At 67.9% G+C, this 21,379-nt stretch carries 19 protein-coding genes and 1 pseudogene; 12 read left to right on the plus strand and 8 right to left on the minus strand.

Annotated features, from left to right (window positions below; translation table 11 throughout):
• The first annotated feature begins 19 nt into the window (after positions 1-19).
• From WME98_RS32120 to WME98_RS32140, 5 genes are all read left to right on the plus strand, one after another.
• Complete coding sequence (locus WME98_RS32120; RefSeq protein ID WP_437945506.1) at positions 20-5,011, plus strand: DEAD/DEAH box helicase; 4,992 nt, start codon at positions 20-22, stop codon at positions 5,009-5,011.
• 21 nt (positions 5,012-5,032) lie between these two features.
• Entirely contained in the window at positions 5,033-5,542 is a 510-nt protein-coding gene (locus WME98_RS32125; protein WP_437945507.1) for a hypothetical protein, read from the plus strand.
• Positions 5,543-6,339: 797 nt separating this feature from the next.
• On the plus strand, positions 6,340-7,206 hold the full coding sequence (locus tag WME98_RS32130) for a hypothetical protein (protein WP_437945508.1): 867 nt from the start codon (positions 6,340-6,342) through the stop codon (positions 7,204-7,206).
• Between the two features lie 804 nt (positions 7,207-8,010).
• A complete protein-coding gene (locus WME98_RS32135) occupies positions 8,011-8,403 on the plus strand; it encodes a hypothetical protein (RefSeq protein WP_437945509.1) in 393 nt (130 codons plus the stop codon).
• A gap of 84 nt (positions 8,404-8,487) precedes the next feature.
• A complete protein-coding gene (locus tag WME98_RS32140; RefSeq protein ID WP_437945510.1) occupies positions 8,488-10,077 on the plus strand; it encodes an IS1182 family transposase in 1,590 nt (529 codons plus the stop codon).
• 71 nt (positions 10,078-10,148) lie between these two features.
• Here WME98_RS32140 and WME98_RS32145 read toward each other — a convergent pair whose 3' ends face one another.
• From WME98_RS32145 to WME98_RS32155, 3 genes are all read right to left on the minus strand, one after another.
• Positions 10,149-11,444: a hypothetical protein gene (locus tag WME98_RS32145; protein WP_437945511.1), complete on the minus strand. Its 1,296-nt coding sequence runs from the start codon at positions 11,442-11,444 to the stop codon at positions 10,149-10,151.
• Between the two features lie 119 nt (positions 11,445-11,563).
• On the minus strand, positions 11,564-12,109 hold the full coding sequence (locus WME98_RS32150) for a hypothetical protein (RefSeq protein ID WP_437945512.1): 546 nt from the start codon (positions 12,107-12,109) through the stop codon (positions 11,564-11,566).
• Positions 12,110-12,329: 220 nt separating this feature from the next.
• A complete protein-coding gene (locus WME98_RS32155) occupies positions 12,330-12,743 on the minus strand; it encodes a hypothetical protein (protein WP_437945513.1) in 414 nt (137 codons plus the stop codon).
• 183 nt (positions 12,744-12,926) lie between these two features.
• Between WME98_RS32155 and WME98_RS32160 the strand changes: the two genes are divergently transcribed.
• Together WME98_RS32160 and WME98_RS32165 are read left to right on the plus strand one after the other, a co-directional pair.
• Positions 12,927-13,643: a hypothetical protein gene (locus tag WME98_RS32160; protein ID WP_437945514.1), complete on the plus strand. Its 717-nt coding sequence runs from the start codon at positions 12,927-12,929 to the stop codon at positions 13,641-13,643.
• Between the two features lie 108 nt (positions 13,644-13,751).
• Positions 13,752-14,231, plus strand: coding sequence for an SRPBCC family protein (locus WME98_RS32165; protein WP_044987772.1), 480 nt, complete (start codon positions 13,752-13,754; stop codon positions 14,229-14,231).
• A gap of 96 nt (positions 14,232-14,327) precedes the next feature.
• Here the strand turns inward: WME98_RS32165 and WME98_RS32170 are convergent, their stop codons facing one another.
• The 3 genes and pseudogenes from WME98_RS32170 to WME98_RS32180 form a co-directional block, all read right to left on the minus strand.
• Entirely contained in the window at positions 14,328-15,758 is a 1,431-nt protein-coding gene (locus tag WME98_RS32170) for an ATP-binding protein (RefSeq protein ID WP_437945515.1), read from the minus strand.
• A gap of 100 nt (positions 15,759-15,858) precedes the next feature.
• A pseudogene (locus WME98_RS32175) lies at positions 15,859-16,019 on the minus strand (helix-turn-helix domain-containing protein); the annotation flags it as partial.
• On the minus strand, positions 16,019-16,375 hold the full coding sequence (locus WME98_RS32180; RefSeq protein ID WP_437945516.1) for a hypothetical protein: 357 nt from the start codon (positions 16,373-16,375) through the stop codon (positions 16,019-16,021). The pseudogene WME98_RS32175 and the gene WME98_RS32180, both read right to left, overlap by 1 nt.
• Positions 16,376-16,451: 76 nt before the next feature.
• Between WME98_RS32180 and WME98_RS32185 the strand changes: the two genes are divergently transcribed.
• The 5 genes from WME98_RS32185 (at position 16,452) to WME98_RS32205 (ending at position 19,363) form a co-directional block, all read left to right on the plus strand.
• Complete coding sequence (locus tag WME98_RS32185) at positions 16,452-16,685, plus strand: hypothetical protein (protein WP_437945517.1); 234 nt, start codon at positions 16,452-16,454, stop codon at positions 16,683-16,685.
• Positions 16,686-16,811: 126 nt separating this feature from the next.
• Positions 16,812-17,213, plus strand: a complete 402-nt coding sequence (locus tag WME98_RS32190) for a hypothetical protein (protein WP_437945518.1) — start codon at positions 16,812-16,814, stop codon at positions 17,211-17,213.
• 3 nt (positions 17,214-17,216) lie between these two features.
• Entirely contained in the window at positions 17,217-17,468 is a 252-nt protein-coding gene (locus WME98_RS32195) for a hypothetical protein (RefSeq protein ID WP_437945519.1), read from the plus strand.
• Between the two features lie 10 nt (positions 17,469-17,478).
• A complete protein-coding gene (locus WME98_RS32200) occupies positions 17,479-18,402 on the plus strand; it encodes a hypothetical protein (protein WP_437945520.1) in 924 nt (307 codons plus the stop codon).
• 55 nt (positions 18,403-18,457) lie between these two features.
• Complete coding sequence (locus WME98_RS32205; RefSeq protein ID WP_437945521.1) at positions 18,458-19,363, plus strand: hypothetical protein; 906 nt, start codon at positions 18,458-18,460, stop codon at positions 19,361-19,363.
• 113 nt (positions 19,364-19,476) lie between these two features.
• Here WME98_RS32205 and WME98_RS32210 read toward each other — a convergent pair whose 3' ends face one another.
• Entirely contained in the window at positions 19,477-20,127 is a 651-nt protein-coding gene (locus WME98_RS32210; RefSeq protein WP_437945522.1) for a glutathione S-transferase family protein, read from the minus strand.
• Between the two features lie 467 nt (positions 20,128-20,594).
• Positions 20,595-21,353, minus strand: a complete 759-nt coding sequence (locus WME98_RS32215) for a hypothetical protein (RefSeq protein ID WP_437945523.1) — start codon at positions 21,351-21,353, stop codon at positions 20,595-20,597.
• Between the last annotated feature and the right edge of the window lie 26 nt (positions 21,354-21,379).

The following is a 21,379-nucleotide window of genomic DNA, read 5'->3' on the forward strand; positions in this document are numbered from 1 at the left end:
CCCGTGCGAACTAGAGCGCGTGAGCGCGCTCCACGATCTCCTCGACCGTTTCCGCAACGCCGCCGCGACGAACCGTGAGCAGGGAACGTACTTCGAGGAGCTGACGATCAGCTACTTCAAGAACGATCCGCTCTACCGCGATCTCTATCGAGACGTCGTCCCGTACGCCGTGTGGGCCGCGCGCCGTGGGCTCGACCGGCGAGACGCTGGCATCGACCTCGTTGCCGAGACGGTCGACGGCGAGGTCCACGCCATCCAGTGCAAGCTGTACGCGGCGGACTACCGCGTCCAGAAGAGCGACATCGATAGCTTCTTCACGGCGTCGGGGAAGAAGCCGTTCACCCGTCGGCTGATCGTCGCGACGACGAACCACTGGAGCGAGCACGCGGAGGAGGCGCTCCGCGGCCAGCAGACGCCCATCACCAAGATCGACCTCTATGCGCTCGAGAACAGCGCCATCGACTGGTCGCGCTTCACTCCGCGCGAGAAGCCCGTCCTGCGCCCGAAGAAGGCGCCGCGGCAGCACCAGCTCGATGCGCTCCGGCGCGTCGCCCACGGGCTCGGGGAACGCGACCGCGGCAAGCTCATCATGGCCTGCGGCACCGGCAAGACGTTCACGAGCTTGACGATCGCCGAGAAGATCGCGGGCCCCGGCAAGCGCGTGCTGTTCCTCGTGCCCAGCCTCGCGCTGCTGTCGCAGACGCTGACCGAGTGGACGCAGGAGAGCGAGACGCGCCTGCACAACTTCGCCGTCTGCTCCGACAGCGACGTCGGCAAGAAGCGCAGCAAGGACAGCGACGTCGTACAGACGTTCGTCCACGAGCTGCAGTACCCCGCGACCACGGACGCGGAGCGGCTCGCGCGCGAGATGAAGGCGCGCCACGACGCCGAGCACATGAGCGTCGTCTACGCGACGTATCACTCCATCGACGTCATCCACCAGGCGCAGAAGGAGCACGAGCTGCCGGCGTTCGATCTCATCGTCTGCGACGAGGCGCACCGCACGACAGGCGCCAAGTTCGACGGGGAGGACGAGAGCCCCTTCGTTCGCGTGCACGACGCCGAGTACATCCGCGGCAAGAAGCGGCTCTACATGACCGCCACGCCGCGGATCTACGGCGACAAGGCGAAGGCATCTGCCGAGAGCGACAACGTGACGCTCTGCTCGATGGACGACGAGAAGCTGTACGGCCCGAACCTGTACGTCTTGACGTTCTCGGAGGCCGTGAAGCGCGGCCTGCTCGTCGACTACAAGGTGGTGGTCCTCTCGATCCACGAGTCGCACGTCAGCCGCCGCATCCAGGCCCTCCTCAAGGACAGCAACAACGAGCTGCGCGTCGACGATGCATCCAAGATCATCGGCTGCTGGAAGGCCCTGTCCAAGCAGGGGCTCGCGGAGGAGCTCACCGGCGATGCGCATCCGATGAAGCGGGCCGTCGCCTTCTGCCAGGTGATCGAGCGGCAGAAGGCGGCGAAGGTTCACAAGGTCAGCTCGAAGGCGATCGCGTCGATGTTCCAGGCCGTCGTCGAGGCGTACCAGGAGAGCGCGGACCCGGATGAGAAAGAAGTCGCGAGCCGTCTGCGCTGCGAGGCCGAGCACATTGACGGCAGCATGAACGCGACCGAGAAGGAGGAGAAGATCGCGTGGCTCAAGGCCGGCGGCGCGGAGGACACGTGCCGGGTCCTGAGCAACGTCCGGTGCCTCTCGGAAGGTGTCGACGTGCCCGCGCTCGACGCGGTCCTCTTCCTCACGCCCCGCAACTCGCAGGTCGACGTCGTGCAGTCGGTCGGTCGCGTCATGCGCAACGCGGTCGGCAAGACGCGCGGCTACATCGTGCTGCCGGTCGTCATTCCTGCGGGCGTCGAACCGCACGAAGCGCTCGATGACAACGAGACCTACCGCGTCGTGTGGCAGGTCCTCCAGGCGCTCCGGTCGCACGATGATCGCTTCGATGCGATGATTAACAAGCTCGACCTCGTCGGCGCGGACCCGACGAAGATGGAGGTCATCGCCGTCACCGACAAGATCGCGAAACGCTCGCAGAAGAAGAGCGGCGACGCGAAGAAGCAGAGCGCTCGGAAGGCGGCGAAGGGAGGGCGCGTCATCGGCGCCGCGCCGGAGGCCCCGCCGAAGGCCGAGCAGATGGAGCTCGAGTTCGAGATCGGCGAGATCGAGCGCGCCATCTACGCGAAGATCGTCCAGAAGGTCGGCAACCGCCACCACTGGGAGGACTGGGCGAAGGACATCGCCAAGATCGCGCGCACGCACATCGACCGCATCACCGGCATCCTCGACAACAAGGCCAACGTGCGCGAGCGCGAGGCGTTCGACCACTTCGCAGAGGAGCTGCGGGACGACCTCAACGACAGCATTACGCGCGACGAAATCATCGAGATGCTCGCACAGCACCTCGTCACCAAGCCGGTATTCGATGCGCTGTTTTCCGGCCACAGCTTCGCGACCGAGAACCCGATGTCGCGCGCCATGCAGGGCGTGCTCGATGCGCTCCAGGAGCATCGCCTCGACAAGGAGGCGAGCACGCTGGAGAAGTTCTACGAGTCGGTGAAGCTCCGCGCCGAGGGGATCGACGGCGCCAAGGGGAAACAGAAGATCGTCGTCGAACTGTACGACAAGTTCTTCCGCAACGCATTCCCCAAGATGTCGGAGCGGCTCGGCATCGTCTATACGCCGGTCGAGATCGTCGACTTCATCCTGAAGAGCGTCGACCACCTGCTGCGCACCGAGTTCGGCCAAACGCTCGGGAGCGAGGGGGTGCACATCCTCGACCCGTTCACCGGGACCGGCACGTTCATCACGCGGCTGATCCAGAGCGGGCTCATCTCGAAGGAGGAACTGCCGCGGAAGTACGCGAAGGAGATCCATGCGAACGAGATCGTTCTCTTGGCGTACTACATCGCGGCGATTAACATCGAGGCGGCCTATCACGGGGTGGTGGGTGGGGAGTACAAGCCGTTCGAGGGGATCTGCCTGACGGATACGTTCCAGCTTTATGAGAAGGATGATCTGGTTTCGCGGGTGCTGGTGGACAACAGTGCGCGGCGGACGCGGCAGAAGAAGCTCGATATTCGGGTGATCGTTGGAAATCCACCGTATTCGGATGGGCAGGATAGTGCTAATGACCTCAACGACAACGTTGCGTACCCGAAACTCGACGACCGCATTCGCTGTACTTATGCCGCGCGCTCGAACATCCGAATGGTGCGCTCTCTCTACAACAGCTACATCCGGGCAATTCGTTGGGCGAGCGACAGAATCGGGAACGCGGGTATTGTTGGTTTCGTCACGAACGCTGGCTTCTTGAACGCCATCAGTGCTGACGGGTTGCGTTGCTGTCTCGTTGACGAATTCAGCAGCCTCTACGTCTTCCACCTGCGTGGCAACCAGCGCACCGCGGGCGAGCTGTCCAAGAGAGAAGGTGGGAAGGTGTTCGGCAGCGGGAGCCGCGCGCCGGTCGCGATCTCGCTGCTCGTAAAGAACCCTAAGGCGGAGGAGATAGGTCGGGTCTTCTTCCACGATGTGGGCGATTACCTCAGCCGCGAGGAGAAGCTCGCGGCACTCTCGACTTCTGGCAGTGTCGCCGGTGTCACGGCCGCCAACGGATGGACGATCATCTCGCCCGATGCGCACGGTGACTGGTTCAAGCAGCGCGACACCACCTTCGAACGCCACATCGTGTTGGGCGACAAAAAGAGACAGCAGCTCCACCTGTTTGCGACCTTTTCGAATGGCGTGAAAAGCAATCGAGATGCCTGGGTCTTCAATAGCTCCAAGTCGCGGCTGCGTGAGAACGTGGAACGGATGACGCACTTCTTCAATGCAGAAGCGGAGCGCTTGGCTGAAGCCCGGCAGCGCGGGCTGGAGATCGAGATCGATGCGTTCATCAGAGTCGACCGCAGTCAGATCAGTTGGGCCGACGACCTCAAACGCGCGCTCGACGTTGGCCGGACCCTGAAGGTCGATCCCGACGCATTCGTGTGCAGTCTATATCGTCCGTTCAGCAAGCAGTGGCTCTACATGGACCGGCGTTATCTGTGGAGCCTCTACCTGATGCCGCGGCTCTTCCCCGCACCGGATGCCGTCAACCGAGTGATCATGGTCAAGCAACGCTGGCCTGGGGTTGGCTTCTTGGCCCTATTGGTCGACGTGGTCCCCGAGCAACAGACCGATGGGGGCACGCAGTGCTACCCGCTCTACCTCTACGAGAGCGATGTGCCCGACGCAGACGATGACGGCACCGCCTCACTGTTCTCGGCGCCGAGGAAGGTAGCAAGCGGCACCAGCACCCGCCGCGACGGCATCACCGACGCCGGCCTCGCCCACTTCCGCGTCGCCTACCCCGCCGAGCCCATCACCAAGGAAGACCTCTTCTACTACGTCTACGGCATCCTCCACTCGACCGACTACCGCGAGCGCTACGCCGACAACCTCGGCAAGGAACTCCCCCGCATTCCCCGCGTTGCCACCGCCGCCGACTTCTGGGCCTTCAGCAAGGCTGGCCGCAAGCTCGGCGACCTGCACGTCGGCTACGAACAGGTCGCCGAGTACCCCGCCACCGTCGAAGGCCCGAAGGCACCCACGCCGTCGCAGTACCGCGTCGATAAGATGAAGTTCGGCAAGGGCAAGGACAAGACGGTCATCCACTACAACGACTTCTTCGCCGTGCGCGACATCCCGCTCGCGGCCTACGAGTACGTCGTCAATGGCAAGTCCGCGATCGAGTGGGTGATGGAGCGCCAGAGCGTCACGACCGATAAGGACAGCGGGATCGTGAAGGACGCGAACGCCTACGCGACGGAGACGGTCGGCGACCCGCGCTACCCGCTGTCGCTCCTCCTGCGGGTGATCACCGTCAGCCTCGAGACGATGCAGATCGTGCGGGGGCTGCCGAAGCTTGAGGAAATGCCGGAGGAGAAGGCGCCGGTGGCGTATCCGACGCCGACGGAGCCGAAGCTCCTGATGGCTGCCGAGACGACCAAGCCGCGGGCCTAATTGATAGAGGAGGAGCGACGAATGGCCGAGTGGGTCTACAAGGCGAACACGACGCGCGCCAACTTCGACGACACGCACGATCTGGCGGTCTTCAACCACTTCCTGTGTCGATCGGCCTACGAGGGTGGCAACGACGCCGATCGGCTTCGGGCCGTCGGCGTCGTTGCGGAGGTCAAGGTCGGCGACCTGATTCACTTCTACTACCGTCGTGACAATGGCAAGGTGTCCTGCCTCGGCACCTTCCGGGTGGCTGACGGGAGCGCCCGGCCGGCCATCTTCGCGCTGTGCGAAGGCCACGGGGCGCTGTGCAAGGTGATCGAGTCGCCCGAGAACCAGAAGATCGTCGACCGGCTCCTGCGCGGGTACGACCGCGACCCGCGCCTCGAAGCCTTCACGGGATGGGTCATCGACAAGCTGCCAAGCGCCCACCCTACACCCGCGTTCGACATGGCTCGGATGTTCCCGGGCCCGCACACCAACATGTGGCCGTACCCGGATCCGAACCTGCCGAAGAAGGCAAAGAGGCGCTGACGGCTGCCAAGCGAGCCGCTGCAGCGACGCGTGTTGACGTGGCGAGCTTTTGGCGACGCTCGCGCTCAATAGTCGCGCGTTGCGCCATCGCAGCCTCGCGCGGCCCTGCTCCCTTCTCCCGCTCGAAATCGATGACGTAGTCGTTCGAACCGCTGCCCGCAGGAACGCTCGTCACCATCACCGCGGAGAACATCCTGCCCGGCATCAGCCAAGCCGACCACGACGCCGGCCTTCGATGGTCCCTGCAGAATCTCGCGCGTTACCTGGGGTGGCGCCTGCCTTTTGCGCGGAGCGACCGGGCCGTCGTGGTGCGGAGGCTTGGAGGGCGCGCCCGGGCGTGGGGCCCCCGACTCCAGAGGGCCGGGGCGGCCGCCGCCGTCGGTTGCGCGCCGCACGCTCGCGCCATGTAACCAGAAGGCGTAGGTGACGGCCATGCGCGAGCCGGGCGCCCACGCCCAAGGCCATCGACACCATCTGGCGCGTTGCCGCCGCCGCCCCCGCCGTTCGCGCCACCCCGCCCATCTGGACGCCCCCCGGCCCATCTGGACATCCCGCCCGCCCATCTGGACAGGGCGCGGCCTCATCTGGACACCCCGCCCGCCCATCTGGACAGGGTGCGGCCTCATCTGGACACCCCCCCGCCCACCCGGACATCCCACCCCGCCGCCTCACCTCCCGCCCCCCACCCCCGTCCAGACCCTGCTCCGTGCTGGACGCCCCTCCGACCGAGCTCATCCTTGCCGCTCTGCGTCGTGCCCCGACGGGCGCGGGTCGCAGGAGGAGGGGTCAACGTCATCATGGCAAAGCAAGCAACGGACTTCGATCGCTGGGTCAAGGTCGCCGCCAGGTCGGAGCGGACCGACAATCCGCTGAACATTCCGTACGACATCGCCGTGCGCGAGGCGGTCGTCGCCGCGGCGTTCGTGAAGAAGTACTGGGAGCCCGACGGCGATCGCCCGGGCCTCAAGCGGGTCAAGAGCCGCCTGCCCGCCTCGAGCAGCGAGGAGCTGCTCTCCATCGTGCACGCCGTGCAGGAGGCGCAGACGCGGCTGCTGCTCATCGTCGATCCGGCCGTGGCCGATCTCGGCGAGCGCGCCCGGTTCGTCGTCGATGAGCTCGAGTCGGCGCTCGAGTTCCTGCTCGACGACGACGTCGCCGAGCCCGCCGACGCGCAGCTGGCGCGCATCAAGGAGTTCCACGCGCAGGACGGCCAGCGCTCGAGCGCCCTCTCGCAGGCGCTCCGCGACTACGCGGGGCTCGCGGAGTCGCTCAAGGACCGCCTCGTCGAGGCGGACGAGGCGTTCGACGTGCGCGTGATCGCCGAGGCCAGGAAGCTCGCGGAGGACCTGCAACGGCGAGCGCTGGAGGCGGCCCCCGAAGCCGGCGCCTCGGCCGCCGCGACCACGATCCGCAACCAGCTGCTGCACCTCATGGTCGAGCGGGTGGGCGCCATCCGGAAGGCCGCGGCCCACGTGTTCCGGCGGCACCCCGAGATCGCCCGCGAGGTGACGAGCGCCTACGAGCGGCGCCGGCGCGCGGCGGCGCGGCGCGACAAGGCCCGCAAGGCCGCCGAGGCCGGACAGGCCAACGGCAAGCCGGCGGAGGCCAACGGCAAGCCGGCCGCGGCGCCCGCGCCGACGACCCCCGCGCCCACGACCTCCTAACGAGGGAACCATCTATGGCCCCCAAGGGGCCACAGGGGCCTCCTCGGGATCCGCGGACCACGCTGGACGATGTTGACCCCTTGCCGGAGGGCAATTCTGCGCGTGCGTTCAGAGCGGCCCGCGGTAGGAAGCGGTCAAGCGGACACCGACGGCCACGAGCTCGCGCGCTTCCTCCTCGACGCCGCGGCCGCTCCGCGGTCGACCAGGCTGCGGCTCCAGTCCACGCTCGAGGACCGCGCCGGGAGAGGACCCCGAGGTCGCCGGCGTCCACATCGGCGCCCGCGGCCGCTCCGCGGTCGCTCACGCCGCGGCGCCGTGCCCACGCTCGAGGAGCTCGCCGGCGACGTGGCCGAGCTCGACCAGGTGGCCATGGACGGCGACGGCCCCAAGCTCGCGCGGCGCTTCTACCCGGAGGAGATGATCCACACCTCGTGAAACGTCTCGCCGCCTCGCCGGGGCGAGGCGCCCGTACCCTCCACGGCCCCCTCGGCGCGTCCACGCCGCTGCTGGGCGGCACAGCGGCCCGCCTCGCCGCCAGGGCTCCCCGCGACGCCCCTTGGCGCGTCCACGCTGCCGCTGGGCGGCGCCGGGGTGCCTACCACGGGGAGGTGGGTCTGGTGCTTGTTATCAAGAAAAAAGACGCTGCGGCGAGGGCCGGTCACGCCGGCCGCTCGCTCGCAAATTCCCTCATCGGAAGGCGCATTCGGACCACCCTCGGCACCTCGCCGAACGCCGCAAACCACCCAGCGCATGGTTCATCCACGCTCGACCGGCTTTGGCCCGCGACTCGCATGCTCAAACATCATGCAGATCGGTCGGCTCATTTCCGCTGTCGTCTTTCTCCCGTGGATCGCTCTCTGTGTTGCCTCCTGCTGGATGCCACCATCGGAGGTGATTCCGGAGACCGAGGGCACTGCGAGCGAGCCACAAGCCGGCGAAATGGCCCTGTCGGAGGCAGACGGCGCAACGAGCGAACGAGAAGCTGCCGAGGTGATGGACGGTGAGGCTGTGGAAGAATCCATGGAAGCGTCGCTCGACGCGATCGGGCTGTTGAAAATCATCCGCTGCAAGAAAGCCGAACGTGGCATCCCATGCATGGAGAAGTGTGCAGAAGCGGGGATCTCGTGTGCAGCGAAGCGACCTCATCCAAGGGATCGTAACGTCGCAGCCGGATCCCTAGAGGACCGATCAGGTTGATTTTGTGATAATTCTGCGCTCTTCGATGGAAGGCTCGACCGTCTCGCCCGGGCCATGATCTCGTCCGCGTCCGGAGGTTCACGGATGGAACGATGGTCGCCGCCGGTGGAGCTGTCGCGGCAGGAGCAGGCGCTGATGAAACGGCTGACACGCGTGAGAGCACTGTTCGGCTTTCTCAGGCTGCACCGGCACGAGCTGTTCGATGAGACCTTCCAGGAGCAGCTGGAGGGCATGTACCGGACGACGGGGGCAGGTGAGCCGCCGCATCCGCCGGCGCTGATGTGCATGGTTACGCTGCTCCAAGGCTACGTCGGCGCATCGGATGCCGAGGCGGTGGAGCTGGCCGTAGTTGACCTGCGCTGGCAGATGGTGCTCGGCTGCCTGGGTGCGGCCACGCCGCCGTTCTCGCAGGGCGCGCTACAGGCGTTCCGAGAGCGGATGGTCGCGCACGAGATGGACCGGGTGCTGCTGGAGCGGACCGTGTCGCTCGTTCGGTCCGGCGCGATGACGGAGGGCGAGAGGCGCGCGATATCCAAAGCGCTGCGGGTAGCCATCGATAGCCGCCCTTTAGCGGGGGCCGGTCGGGTTGAAGACACGATCAACCTGCTCGGCCATGCTGCACGCAGCATCGTCCGCGTCGTGTCAAAGATCACGGAGCGTCCGCGTGAGGAGATCTGCCGCAAGGCGGGCATCCCGCTGCTTCTGGCTCCCAGCATCAAGGCCGGGCTCGATCTCGACTGGAGCGACCCGAAACAGAAGGCAGCGGCGATTCAGATCCTGGAGCGGCAGGTCTCGTCACTGCAGCAATGGGTCGACCGCCATCTGGACGACGTCGTCGAGCAGCCGCTGCGCATGTATCTGGATGCGCTCACACAGGTGGGAGACCAGGACCTGGAAACCGCCGAGGACGGGACCGTTCGCATCCGGCAAGGGGTTGCGCCCGACCGCCGTGTCTCGATCGAGGACGCCGAGATGCGCCACGGCCGCAAGAGTCGCTCGAAGCGGTTCGACGGCTACAAGGAACACATCGCACGCGATCTTGACCTTCCCGTCATTGTCGCCTGCGCGGTCACGCCTGCAAATCGGCCCGAAGAAGAGGGTGCCGCACCGATCGCCGAGGACGTCCAGCGTCAGCGGCTGCGCCTCGTCGAGCTCCACATTGATCGCGCCTACGTAAACAGTCCCGTCGTTGACGACGTGATCCGCGCGGGTGGCCAGGTGTTCTCGAAGCCTTGGGGCCAGCGGGCTCGAAGCCCCGATTTGTTCAGCAAGCGCGATTTCAAGATCGACCTGCGTGCCAAGACAATCACGTGTCCAGCGGGACAGGTCGAGGTGTTCGAGCCGGGCGACACGGTCGAGTTCGATCCCGAGGAGTGCGGCGCGTGCCCCCTTCGAGCCAAGTGCACGCAAGCTGCCTCGGGGCGAGGGCGGACCGTGTCCATCGCCGAGGACGAAGCTCTGCAGGGCAAGTTCCGGAAGTTGCAGCAGACCGGGCCAGGACGCGCCGTGCTCCGGCAGCGGACAGCTGTGGAGCATGCGCTTGCCCACATCGCGGCACGCAAAGGACACAGCGCGCGCTACATCGGCGCCAGGAGAAACCTGTTCGACCTCCGGCGCGCCGCAGCGATCCAGAATCTCGAGGCGGCTCAGCGGCTGATCCAGGAGGCTGCGTAACTAATTGGAATTAGATGATTTTCAACCCGTTCGGCGTTCTAGGACATGCAGAAAAGAAGGCGTCTTCCGTGCTAGCACCAAACGCTCCCACAGCCCTTCGCGCTGCCAGAACCCGCTTCCGCGGTATTTGGCAGCACAGGCCGTGCGTCTGACGGCGTGCGACCCCTGGCAGCGAACCCCATCACGACGCGGCGCCCGCCGAGCCACGGCAAGCCGATCTCTGCCGCGTTGAAGCGTTGGACCAGCGGGCGGAGCCAGGCTCGACGCGGCAGGAAGGCCAGCACGACGAGCAGGTGCGAGGGCGTGAGGATCAGGTCGGCGTCGCGCATCAGGACCCAGCGCCGCAGCGTGCGCGGGTGGGCGAAGTGGAAGCGGGGGGGCAGGGCGTCGCCCAAGGCGCGGAGCGCGTCCCAGGCGAGCGCAGCGATCCAGGCGCAGAGCGCGAGCGGTCCTTGGCGAAATCCGGGGCGGTCGGGCCGACCGCGCTTGGGATAACCGCTCGCCGAGGTGTCGAGCCAGAGGTCGTGCACGCCGATGCGGTGGCCCTGCTCGTGGTGCTGGCGAGTGCGGTACTCGTGCAGCAGCTCCAGGGCCGGCGTCGTGGTGTCGTGCAAGACGAAGAGCGCGTGCCAGCGGTCCTTGCCCTTCATCGCGTGCTCGCGCACGACCACGGTCCGCAGGGGCCGAGCGATGCCGCGGATCGTGGTGGTCGTCTCGGCGAGCTCGATCCTCTTGGGCTTGGCGCCCGTGTACCGGCCGGGCTCCTCATAGGGGGTGAACCGCGCTCGTGGCAATCGCTTCCACGCGTTGACATAGCCCGGCCGACGAGGCGCGCGGATCAAGAACACGGTCTTGCGGAAGCGATTGAGGCGCCGAAGGCCTTCGTTGGTGGCGGAGGCGCCCGCGTCGATGATCAAGCGAAGCTGACGGACCCGGACGCGCCGACGCACCGCGCGGAGGAAGCCGAGGGTCCGCTCGATGAGCTTGCCGTTGCCGCGGGTGACGACAAGCCCGAGGAAGCGGCGCGCCTGGGGCCAGTGCAGGAAGAAGAGCTTCTCGGCGCGCATCTTCTTGTTGCGGAGGGTATGGAAGCCCTTCGGGATCTTGAACTTGCGCGTGAAGCGGGCGACGACATGCTCGTCGAGGCTCAGTGTCACCCTGCGGTGGCGCAGCGCGCCCCACGACTCGGTCATGCGCGTGAGCCTCTTGACCCCTTCGGTCGTCACCGCGCGCACGAGCCCGCCAAGGCGGGATCGAGACATGACCTTCTTGCCGCCGGACAGGATCGCAAAGCCCGGATCGTCGAGGGTCTCGAAGTGAAAGATGCGCTCGATGCCCAGGCTCGCGCGGAAGAACAGCGACAGCACGAGGCGCTGCGCCTTGTCCGCGCTCCCCAGCGCCCTGGCCAGCGTGCGCTCCGCGGCGCGGCTCAGAGCGAGCGCGGCCGGCAGCAGGAGGAAGGCGCCCCCGAAATGGGTGCGCCCGATCAGGTGGGGCGCGCGACATGCGCCTCCGCGCGATCGTGCTCCGGGCGAAAGACGTACAGGCCGTAGGCGTCGAGAAACCGGCGGAGCGTCTGCTGCTCGATGTCGATCCCGAGCTCGCGCTGGATGAACGCGACCACCTCGGGCTGAGTGCATCGTGGATGGTCGACGAGGTACTTGGCGATCGGACCGGCATGCTCCGGGCGCAGCCGCGGTTGCCGGTGTCGCCCGAGCTCCGACCAGATCGATTCGAGCATCTGGTGGGCCGAGAGCGTGCGCACGGTGCGCATGGCCCGGTCGGTGCGACCGACCGCCGCGCCCACTTGCGCGGCCGTCAGCCCCATGTCCGCATGCAGGAGGAAAAAGGCTGCGACGCGCAGCAGGATCGGCTGGGCCGCGATGGCGGCCCCAAACCGCACCGCAGCCTCCAGCAGGACTTGCTCCGACCGTGTCGCCCCCTCCAGCACGTCCGCATGCTTGCGCTGCCAGCGTACCCACGCCTGCTGCGGCGCCTCGCTCGCCTGTGTCGTCGCCGTGTCCGTCGTCATGATGCCCTCCCCATGACGAGCATCCCACAGCGACGAAAGCCTGCAGCAGCCAGGCTCGGGCGATGATCATACGTTGAGGCGGAAGTCGTCGGTGAACGCTCCGAAGGGATCGGGGGCGTTTGGTGCTAGCAGTTGTTGGTATTACTATCCCAACGGCCAGCTTTGTGTCTTCGCCTTGTGGAGGTCGTTCTGTCGCATTGATAACGATTGATGGCGAAGGTTACTGATCGGGATCACGCAAGCCACGAACGGCTTCTCGCGCGGCTCGCTCCCAATCTGAGCCGAACAGACTCTCCATGCACTGGAGCGAGAGCCGGTACAGCTCGGGCGGCCGCTCCCCGCCAGCCAGCGCGGCGGAGCCCATCGTGTGAAGTCGGCGCATCCGCTCAACGTCCGCCACGGTGATGGTCGTAGGGCCCTGAACGCGCCCGTTCACATGCTCCATCATCGCCCACTCGGCGGCGACCATGGTGTTCTCCCACGCGGAGGGATCCACCCCAAGATCTGCGTCGCAGCGCTTCAGCGCGCGGGCAAGAAGGTAGATATAACCAAGGGCGAAGACCTGGGCATAGACCGTCCATGCGAGCTCTTCTTCCAGGTCTTCCTCCGCGTCGGTCCGCTCCTCGTCGGTCATGGCGTGCACTGTACTTCCGTGCCGAGGGGCTGCCAGCTGCGGGAGCCGCTCCAGGCGCGCGGTCGAGCCGCTCCAGGCGCGCGGTCACAGGGGCGCAGAACGGCCGCAGGCACGCCGAACCGCTCGCTCGGCGCGAGCTCGTCGCGCGCGTACGCGTCTTGGCGCACGGCCGTTGCCCGGGCCTTGGCGCGCGAGCTGCCCGAGCGCGCTGGTGCCCGCCTGCCCGCCTCGAGCAGCGAGGAGCTGCTCTCCCTCGTGCACGCCGTGCAGGAGGCGCAGACGCGGCTGCTGCTGATCGTCGATCCGGCCGTGGCCGATCTCGGCGAGCGCGCCCGGTTCGTCGTCGATGAGCTCGAGTCGGCGCTCGAGTTCCTGCTCGACGACGACGTCGCCGAGCCCGCCGACGCGCAGCTCGCGCGCATCAAGGAGTTCCATGCGCAGGACGGCCAGCGCTCGAGCGCCCTCTCGCAGGCGCTCCGCGACTACGCGGGGCTCGCGGAGTCGCTCAAGGACCGCCTTGTCGAGGCGGACGAGGCGTTCGACGTGCGCGTGATCGCCGAGGCCAGGAAGCTCGCGGAGGACCTGCAACGGCGAGCGCTGGAGGCGGCCCCCGAAGCCGGCGCCTCGGCCGCGGCGACCACGATCCGCAACCAGCTGCTGCGCCTCATGGTCGAGCGGGTGGGCGCCATCCGGAAGGCCGCGGCCCACGTCTTCCGGCGCCACCCCGAGATCGCCCGCGAGGTGACGAGCGCCTACGAGCGGCGCCGGCGCGCGCCGGCGCGACGCGAGAAGGCACGCAAGGCCACCGAGGCCGGACAGGCCAACGGCAAGCCGGCGGAGGCCAACGGCAAGCCGGCCGCGGCGCCCGCGCCCGCGGCCCCCGCGCCCACGACGCACTAAACATCGGCCGGCGTGCGGCGGCTTCAACGCCCATCATGCCGTGGGGTGACGCACGTCGGCAGACTCTCCGCTCTGGCCAGGGGACCGGTGGCGCGATAGCCTGTGTGGGTGCAAAATCCAGCCGCTAGAGGTCGAACGGATACCGCGTCGCTCGTCGTCGCAGCCCGACCCGACGCGGTCTACCGTGCCTTCGCCGATCCCGACGCGCTCATCACGTGGCTCCCGCCCGAGGGCATGACCGGTCGCGTCCTCGACTACGACTTCCGCGAGGGCGGTCGCTACCGCATCGAGCTGACCTACGAGGAGGCAGCGCCCTCCGGTGGGGGCAAGACCACAGGGCGCACCGACGTCAGCGCCGGGCGCTTCCTCTCGCTGGAGCCGGGCAAGCGCATCGTCCAGTCGGTCGAGTTCGAGTCGTCGGACGCTTCGTTTGCGGGCGAGATGGTGATGACGTGGTCGTTCGAACCGCTGCCCGCGGGGACCCGCATCACCATCACCGCGGAGAACGTCCCGCCCGGCATCAGCCAGGCCGACCATGACGCCGGCCTTCGATCGTCGCTGGAGAATCTCGCGCGCTACCTGGGGTGACGCCTGCCCCTCGCGCGGAGCGACCGGGCCGCCGCGACGCGGAGGGCCCCTCTCCCCGCTCGCTGGGTGGCGCGTTCGATGGCGTTGCGTGTGTCCTTAGCCACGACGCACCCCCTTCTTGCTGCTCTTCTGCGTCGCCTTCGTGCCCGTCTTCCTGGGCTTCGCTGCGGGTTTCGACGTCGACTTGACCGTCTTTGCCTTCGGCTTTGTCTTCTTCGAAGCAGCGGGCTTCGCGGCTCCGCCTCTCGACATGGTCTTCCCTCGCATCGCCGACTCGAAGCGGGGATGGGCCCAGAGGACGCAAGTCACGGAGACCTCCGTGGCATCGAAGATGGGCGGGGGACAGCCCGCTGCTTTCATCGTGCTGCGGATGGTCTGGATACCTTGTCCCTCCGCCTGGGCGAGCTGGAGGCGAGAGAGGAACCAGGCGAGCGCTTGGTTTCGCCAGCGGGGCGTGACCGAGCCCGTGCGGAGGTTCTCCAGCGTCACACCGACGGGGAGCGGCCCCGGTGAGACGAGCTCGATGCGATCACGGTACGAGGTGAAGCGGCCAGGATCGACGAGCTCATAGTCTCGATGCGCGAGCGCATTGACCATGGCCTCCTGGAGAGCTCGCTGTGGATACTTCTGCGCATTCGGCGCCTCGAGGTCGGTCTTGTCGAACAGCGTCACGGCTTCGGCGTCGAGGAGCTCCTGAAGGCGGCGCGCCTGATCGAGCAGCGTCCCGGGGATCTCGACGCGCCGAGCGACGGGAGCGGTGCGATCGAGCCCCGGGTACGCGGAGAAGATCGAGAACGCGCCCGGGATGAAGCGCTGGGGCTCTCGTCCGAAGAGCAACACGGCGAAGTTCCTCGGACGCAGCACGCCGGAGAGCGGCTCGGCCACGCACAGCGACGGCACGAACGGCGAGAGCTGGACCCCGTCGACCAGGTAGGGCTCGACACCGCGGTCGGGCGTGAAGACCCCCATGCGCTGCAGCGCGTCCCTCAGCGCGAGGAGGTCGATGTCGTTCACGGTCGCGGCGTTGCACGGCCTCCGATCCCAGGGCTCCAGAGCCCCCTTGCGAACGAGCAGGTCCTTGAGGAGCCCGTTCCGCGCCTCGATGGTGGAGCGGCTCACCCGCACGAAGTGCTTCGCCCCCTCGTTGCTTCGGCGAAACGTGTGCGCGGAGCCCGTGGCAGGTTGGAGGAAGACCAGGATCCGCCGCTGCGGATCGTCCGACTCGAGCTCCTCGACCAACGGCGCCAGAGGAGGAGAGACGCGATCCCTGCACCGAGTCAGGACGGTGTTCTCGACCTCCTTCAAGCGCGCTGCGGTCAGCCCCGTGCGAACGAGCTTGGGAAATCCGCTCTCGTCCTTCTCCTCCTTCGCGCCGCACACCACGTAGCCGCCGCCCAGATTCTGGAGGTCGTTCGCGAAGGCAATGAGCGTCTCGACGACGTCGTTGACGTCAGCGACGTTCTCTTTCCATTCCGTCCGCTCGCTCTCCCGTCTCGCGAGCTCCACGAGGCCGATGCGGTCCGTCACGAAAGCACCGCCTTCTTGCGCGCACCGATGAGGTGCGCACACGCATCGCGCAGGCCAGCCAGCGCAGCGTCGAGCTGCTCTTCCGTCTCGATTCCTCGGTCCCTCGCACCCACTCGTCGACCTCAGAAAGCTGGAACTTCCAGAGGCGTCCTATTTGTGCGCCGGCAGGCTCCGGGTCTCGATCCATCGGTAGACCGAGTCCTTCGCCACCCCAAGGTGCCTGGCGACGTCTTCAACCGAGGCCCAACGCTCTGTCGTCATCAGCTCCGCTCCGGTCGCGTGGAATCCCCTGTGCACCGGAGCAGGGTACCCGGGCCGAGCTCTGCCGACAAGACCCGACCAGAGTGGAGAGCGAGCGCGCCCGGTTCGTCGTCGATGAGCTCGAGTCGGCGCTCGAGTTCCTGCTCGACGACGACGTCGCCGAGCCCGCCGACGCGCAGCTGGCGCGCATCAAGGAGTTCCACGCGCAGGACGGCCAGCGCTCGAGCGCCCTCTCGCAGGCGCTCCGCGACTACGCGGGGCTCGCGGAGTCGCTCAAGGACCGCCTCGTCGAGGCGGACGAGGCGTTCGACGTGCGCCTCGTCGCCGAGGCCAGGAAGCTCGCGGAGGACCTGCAAGGCGAGCGCTGGAGGCGGCCCCCGAAGCCGGCGCCTCGGCCGCCGCGACCACGACCCGCACCAGCTGCTGCGCCTCATGGTCGAGCGGGTGGGCGCCATCCGGAAGACCGCGGCCCACTTGTTCCGGCGCCACCCCGAGATCGCCCGCGAGGTGACGAGCGCCTACGAGCGGCGCCGGCGCGCGGCGGCGCGGCGCGACAAGGCCCGCAAGGCCGCCGAGGCCGGACAGGCCAACGGCAAGCCGGTGGAGGCCAACGGCAAGCCGGCTGCGGCCCCCGCGCCCGCGGCCCCCGCGCCCACGACCCCCTGAACATCGGCCGGCGGGCGGCGGCTTCAACGCCCATCATGCCGCAGGGTGACGCACGTCGGCAGACTCTCCGAACTTCCTCGTGCCGCTTGCCTCGGCGAGTAATATTTTACTCGTCCGGAGGTCGTCATGTCCCGCTTCCAGGCCCTGACCAACAGCGTGCTCGACGCCGAGCTGGAGATGCTGCGGGAGCGGCTCGGGCTCGAGCCCAACCAGAATGCCGACCTCCTGCGTGAGGTCGCCGCGCTCGCCGGATGGGTCGTGCGGCAGGCCGAGCAGGGGCGAGCCATCGAGGCGCGCCGTGGTGAGGAGGTGGAGCCGCTCGTTCATCCGGCGATCGAGCGCCTCCGCGCCAGACGGCAGAAGCCGATGGGCGAGCGGCTCAGGCCGAGCGACGCCGAGACGATCCGCCTGGCCAGCGTTCTCGATCAAGGCTTCGCGCCGCCTCCCGCGCTCCGTGAGGCGCTGGCGAACCTGGCGAACCCGAAGCGCTGTCCGCCGAAGCTTCGCTGGAAGAAGCCGGCTGTCTGAACCATGGCGCTCCGCATCCAGGCCGGGGCGTGCGCAGGCGAAGACCCTTTCGCCGCGATGCTGCCTGGCGACGCCATGGAGGAACTGCGGACGCCACGGGGAGCGGTGGGAAATAAGTCGCCGTGCGACTTCTGCGGTCCGACCCTGAACAATATGGGATTGTCGAACCGGGTCATGACGCCGCAGGCCGCCGCGCAGGCCATGCCCAACATCGCCCAGGTGTTCACAATCCAGAACGTGCCCGTGTTCCGCTGACAGACCGCCCATGCGACCTCCCCTGCCTCTGCCCCTGTTTTCTCCGCGCGCTCAGCAGGTCCTCCTCTCCGCGGAGCGCGACGACATCGCACGCGATCGCGAGAGCGTCTCCCGCCGACTGGCCGAGTGCCATCGGCCGCTGTTCGCTGCGGCCATCGATTTCGAGCACCTCTACGGCGGGCTGTCGTGGGGCGAGGACACCCTCGGGATCTACGATGACGAACCGATGCGCGACGAGAACGACCCGCTCGACCTCGACGGCACGATGGTGCCGATCGGCAGCGAGGGGGTCTGCGGCCTGTTCATGAACGAGGCGGGAGAGGTGATCACCCAGCCTAACGTCAGGAGCGCCTCGATCGAGAAATACATCGAGCAGCGCGCGTTGCTCTCGGCCGCGGAAGCGCATCGCGCATACCGGCTCAAGGTCCGCCCCGCGACGGGCGACGCCCTCGCGGCGTCACTCGGTCTCACCGTCGTCTCCGAGGCGACCGACGCGTATCAGGCCTACTTCGCTTCGGGCGGCGTGCTCCTGCGCCACTACCGGCAGCCGGAGGTGTACGAGGCGCGCGCGGACCTCGTGCTCGCCCCCTCGCTCGAGCACGTCGCGGCGATCCTGGAGTCGGCTGCCCACGTCGTCGGATCGCCCCGCGTGAGCGTCCACCGCGTGGGGGCGACGGTGGTGCGCCTGTCCGCCGATGAGGAGTCGAGCCTCCCTCCTACGGGCTCGTGGAGCGCCGCCCCCGATGCCGTCCGTTTTGTGTACGGCGACGAGGACGACCACCACGATGGTACCGTCTGGCTCATCGGTGCGCGCGGCTCGCGGCGGATCGAGCAGTACCAGACGACCGCCGAAGGACGGCTGCTCAGCTGGACCACCTACGAGGATGGGAAGGCGACCCTGCGGCTCCCGTCAGGAGCGCCGGCGAGCTCCTGACGGGAGCCGCGATGGGCGCAGCCATGCGGGAGCACCGCCGCCGGGAGCGACCGAGATGAGCAAGGCACGCCGGCACAGTGACCGTCCGATCCGGGTCGCCGACAGCGCACGCAGGCGGCTGAGCCCGCACGCGGTCGAGGTCTTCCAGGAACTCGACCTCTGCCGCGACCCCGAGCACACCACGTCGCCCGACGCGCTGCGGGCCCTGCTGGAAGCGCGCGGGCTGCCCACCTACGAGGCCGCGCTCGATCTCGAGGGCCTCGCCGGGGGCACGCCGCTGCCGCGGTACAAGCGGCTCGGCGTGTTCGCCTCGCTGAAGGCGCTCGAAGGCGGGCGGCCGCTCGGGCCGGAGAGGCTGCCGCGCGCGGGGGGCAAGGTGCTGCTGCCGGTCGTGGCGAAGGGATACCCCTCACTCTGGATCGGCGAGGGCGGCACGGTGTACCTGGTCGACACCGAGGCCGCGGGCGTCGCGCCGGCGTTCGACGGGCCGGCGCAGTACCTCGAGGCGCTCGCCATCGAGCTGGAGACGGAGCCCTGGCCGCCCGAGCCGGAGCGCCTGCAGTGGCACCACATCAGCGTTGCCGGCCTGGTCGGCGCCGCGGTCGCCGAGGTCTTCTACGCGCCGCCGTTCGCCCCGGCTTCGGGCGCGCACGCGGCCACGTGGCTGCGCGAGCACCTCTACATCGTGGAGCAGAACACCCCGGGCTTCTTCGTCGGCACCCGGGTCACGACGACCGACGCCGACGAGGCCGTCGCCGCCCTGGAGGCGGCGCTCTCCACGAACCTGGAGGTGCGCTGGTCGGGGCCCCAGCGGCGGCCGCGCGCGGGGCAGCGGCCTGTCCTGTCGTTCACGTTCGCGATGGGGCAGAGCGCGCCCGACCGGGAAGCCGCGGTGTGGGGCGCGCCCGGCGACTACCGCATCGCCTCGCGGAGCGTCGGCGAGCCGTGGCCGTTCCGGTGAGAGCGTCATCCCTCCTCCGCAGGCAGCCTGCAGGCGGAGGCTCTCGCTCCACCCATGAAGCTGCTGGTCCAATCAGAGCGCGGATGCCGGAATGATAGAGGCCAAGACGCTCGTCAGCCTGACCCTTTTTCTGTTCTCTTCGCGTCGGCCGCCTCGAAAAGAGCGATCTGGTCGGCCCGGGCTTTCTTGAACGCGGGGCGATCGGTGACTCGAGTCACATAGGCCTCGGTCGCCGGCCGATCCCCGAAAGAGCGGACGTCCGGGATCCGTAGCACATCCGCCATCAGCAGGTCTGCGACGGTGAAGCGGCCGGCCGCGAGCCACTCTCGCTCGCTCAGTACCTTTTCGAGCTGGTCGAGGCGCTTGCCCATCCATCCGGTAAGTTTGTTCTGCGCATCGCCGCACATCTTCAGGAACCACCACGGTACGCTGACCATCTCAATCGAGTTGAGCGCGGCGATCGTCCATTGAAGCGTCTCCGCTTCTCCAGCCGGATCGCGCGGCATCAGCTTGTCGCTCTTCCGGGCCAGATGCAGCAGCCCCGCGCCGCTCTCGAAGATCTCCAGCTCTCCGTCGCTCAGGAACGGAACCTGGCCAAATGGCTGGCGCGCGAGATGGTTGGTCTCGCGATCATCGAACGGGATCGTTTGGACTTCGTAGAGGAGACCGGCCTCCTCACACGCCCACCTCAGCCTTAGATCACGCACAAAACCACGAGGCATTCCAGGCACCCAGTCGTAGGTCCAGATGGTCAGTTTGCTCATTGCAGCAAGCCTTTCCTGTATTCTTCGGCTGGGAACGATCCTCAGCGGGGTGTAGCCAATGTTACACAGCCAGTGAGCTCGTTGGGTCTGTCGGTCTTTGTAGGCGGATCCGTGGATCGCACTTTTTGTGCCTCATGTCAAATGCCGGTTCAGCCTACGGCCTGAGGACGCTCCATGTCGTCGGACAGCAGCGGCAAGGCCCCGGCAGCGAGTCCACGCGAGCGGCGAGCTCGACGTTCGGTCCAAGCTTGCTCACCGCTCCGGTGCCGCCGGCAGCCCGAGCAGCCGACCGATCGCCTCGCGAACGACCCGCGCCGCCAGCTCGTCCCCGAGGGCGACGGCGCGGCTCAGCTACTTTTCCAGGAGGGGAGGTGGAGCGCGCAAGGTGTTCTAGGTCAACCCGCGCGTGCAGCGTGGTTGTACGGTGAGACGGCCGCTACGAGGCGCTCATCCCGCGCGGCGCACGGTCAGGGCTGCGCCGCCTCGACCGACAGCACGTCGAGCTGGATGAACTGACCGATGAAAGGCTCGGGGGCCGGGGGGATGCCGTCCACGACGAGGTGCTTGTAGTTGGCGATCTCGACGGCGTTTTGACCGTCGCCGACGAACGTCACGGTGGCTCCGCCCCGAATCGGGATCGTCTTCGTGTGGTCGATGATGAACGTGTCGTGGCCCACGGTGGGGTTATCGTTGAGATAGTAGACCTCGGGCGGATCGGAGACAGCGAAGCTGTAGATGTTGTACGTCGGGTTGCTGGGCGAACCGCCGACGCGGAAGTGCATGCCGTCGGATGTGCCGCCCTGGTACGTCATCGGCTCGACGACGCCGCGCAGCCGGACAGTCACCTGGTAGGTCGTGTCGGGCGAGCCGCCGAACGTCCTGGTCTCGTCGACCCGCGCGGACGTCGTGCACTCGTCACGGTTGCCTGGGTCCTGGTCGCACGGCAGCTCCCAGCGAAAGCCGTCGATGCTGGCGGCCGCGGCGCGCGGGTCCTCGCCGCCGCTGCCGCCGGCCCCGCCGCTGCCGCCGGCTCCGCCGCTGCCGCCGGCCCCGCCGCTGCCGCCGGCCCCGCCGGAGCTCGCGCTGCTGGAGGCGCTCGTGCTGGCGCCCGTCGCGGCTCCCCCGCCCGAGCCCCCAGCGCCCGTCGCGCTGGAAGTCGCCGGGTCGTTCGCGGGCGGGTCGGCCTCGGAGCCGCAGGCAAGGAGGACCATCGTCACAGGGATCACGAGCAGAGAGATTCTCATTTCACACC

The organism is Sorangium sp. So ce296, from assembly GCF_051529605.1.
In the GTDB taxonomy this organism is placed as follows: Bacteria; Myxococcota_A; Polyangia; order Polyangiales; family Polyangiaceae; genus Sorangium; species Sorangium cellulosum_D.

What these genes read in the sequence shown, in the direction of transcription:
- WME98_RS32125 (WP_437945507.1), top strand. Translation starts at nt 5,033, where the DNA reads ATGGCCGAGTGGGTCTACAAGGCGAACACGACGCGCGCCAACTTCGAC.
- WME98_RS32210 (WP_437945522.1), bottom strand. Translation starts at nt 20,127, where the DNA reads ATGAGCAAACTGACCATCTGGACCTACGACTGGGTGCCTGGAATGCCT.
- WME98_RS32130 (WP_437945508.1), top strand. Translation starts at nt 6,340, where the DNA reads ATGGCAAAGCAAGCAACGGACTTCGATCGCTGGGTCAAGGTCGCCGCC.
- WME98_RS32205 (WP_437945521.1), top strand. Translation starts at nt 18,458, where the DNA reads ATGAGCAAGGCACGCCGGCACAGTGACCGTCCGATCCGGGTCGCCGAC.
- WME98_RS32200 (WP_437945520.1), top strand. Translation starts at nt 17,479, where the DNA reads ATGCGACCTCCCCTGCCTCTGCCCCTGTTTTCTCCGCGCGCTCAGCAG.
- WME98_RS32195 (WP_437945519.1), top strand. Translation starts at nt 17,217, where the DNA reads ATGGCGCTCCGCATCCAGGCCGGGGCGTGCGCAGGCGAAGACCCTTTC.
- WME98_RS32150 (WP_437945512.1), bottom strand. Translation starts at nt 12,109, where the DNA reads ATGACGACGGACACGGCGACGACACAGGCGAGCGAGGCGCCGCAGCAG.
- WME98_RS32135 (WP_437945509.1), top strand. Translation starts at nt 8,011, where the DNA reads ATGCAGATCGGTCGGCTCATTTCCGCTGTCGTCTTTCTCCCGTGGATC.
- WME98_RS32185 (WP_437945517.1), top strand. Translation starts at nt 16,452, where the DNA reads ATGGTCGAGCGGGTGGGCGCCATCCGGAAGACCGCGGCCCACTTGTTC.
- WME98_RS32140 (WP_437945510.1), top strand. Translation starts at nt 8,488, where the DNA reads ATGGAACGATGGTCGCCGCCGGTGGAGCTGTCGCGGCAGGAGCAGGCG.
- WME98_RS32190 (WP_437945518.1), top strand. Translation starts at nt 16,812, where the DNA reads ATGTCCCGCTTCCAGGCCCTGACCAACAGCGTGCTCGACGCCGAGCTG.
- WME98_RS32155 (WP_437945513.1), bottom strand. Translation starts at nt 12,743, where the DNA reads ATGACCGACGAGGAGCGGACCGACGCGGAGGAAGACCTGGAAGAAGAG.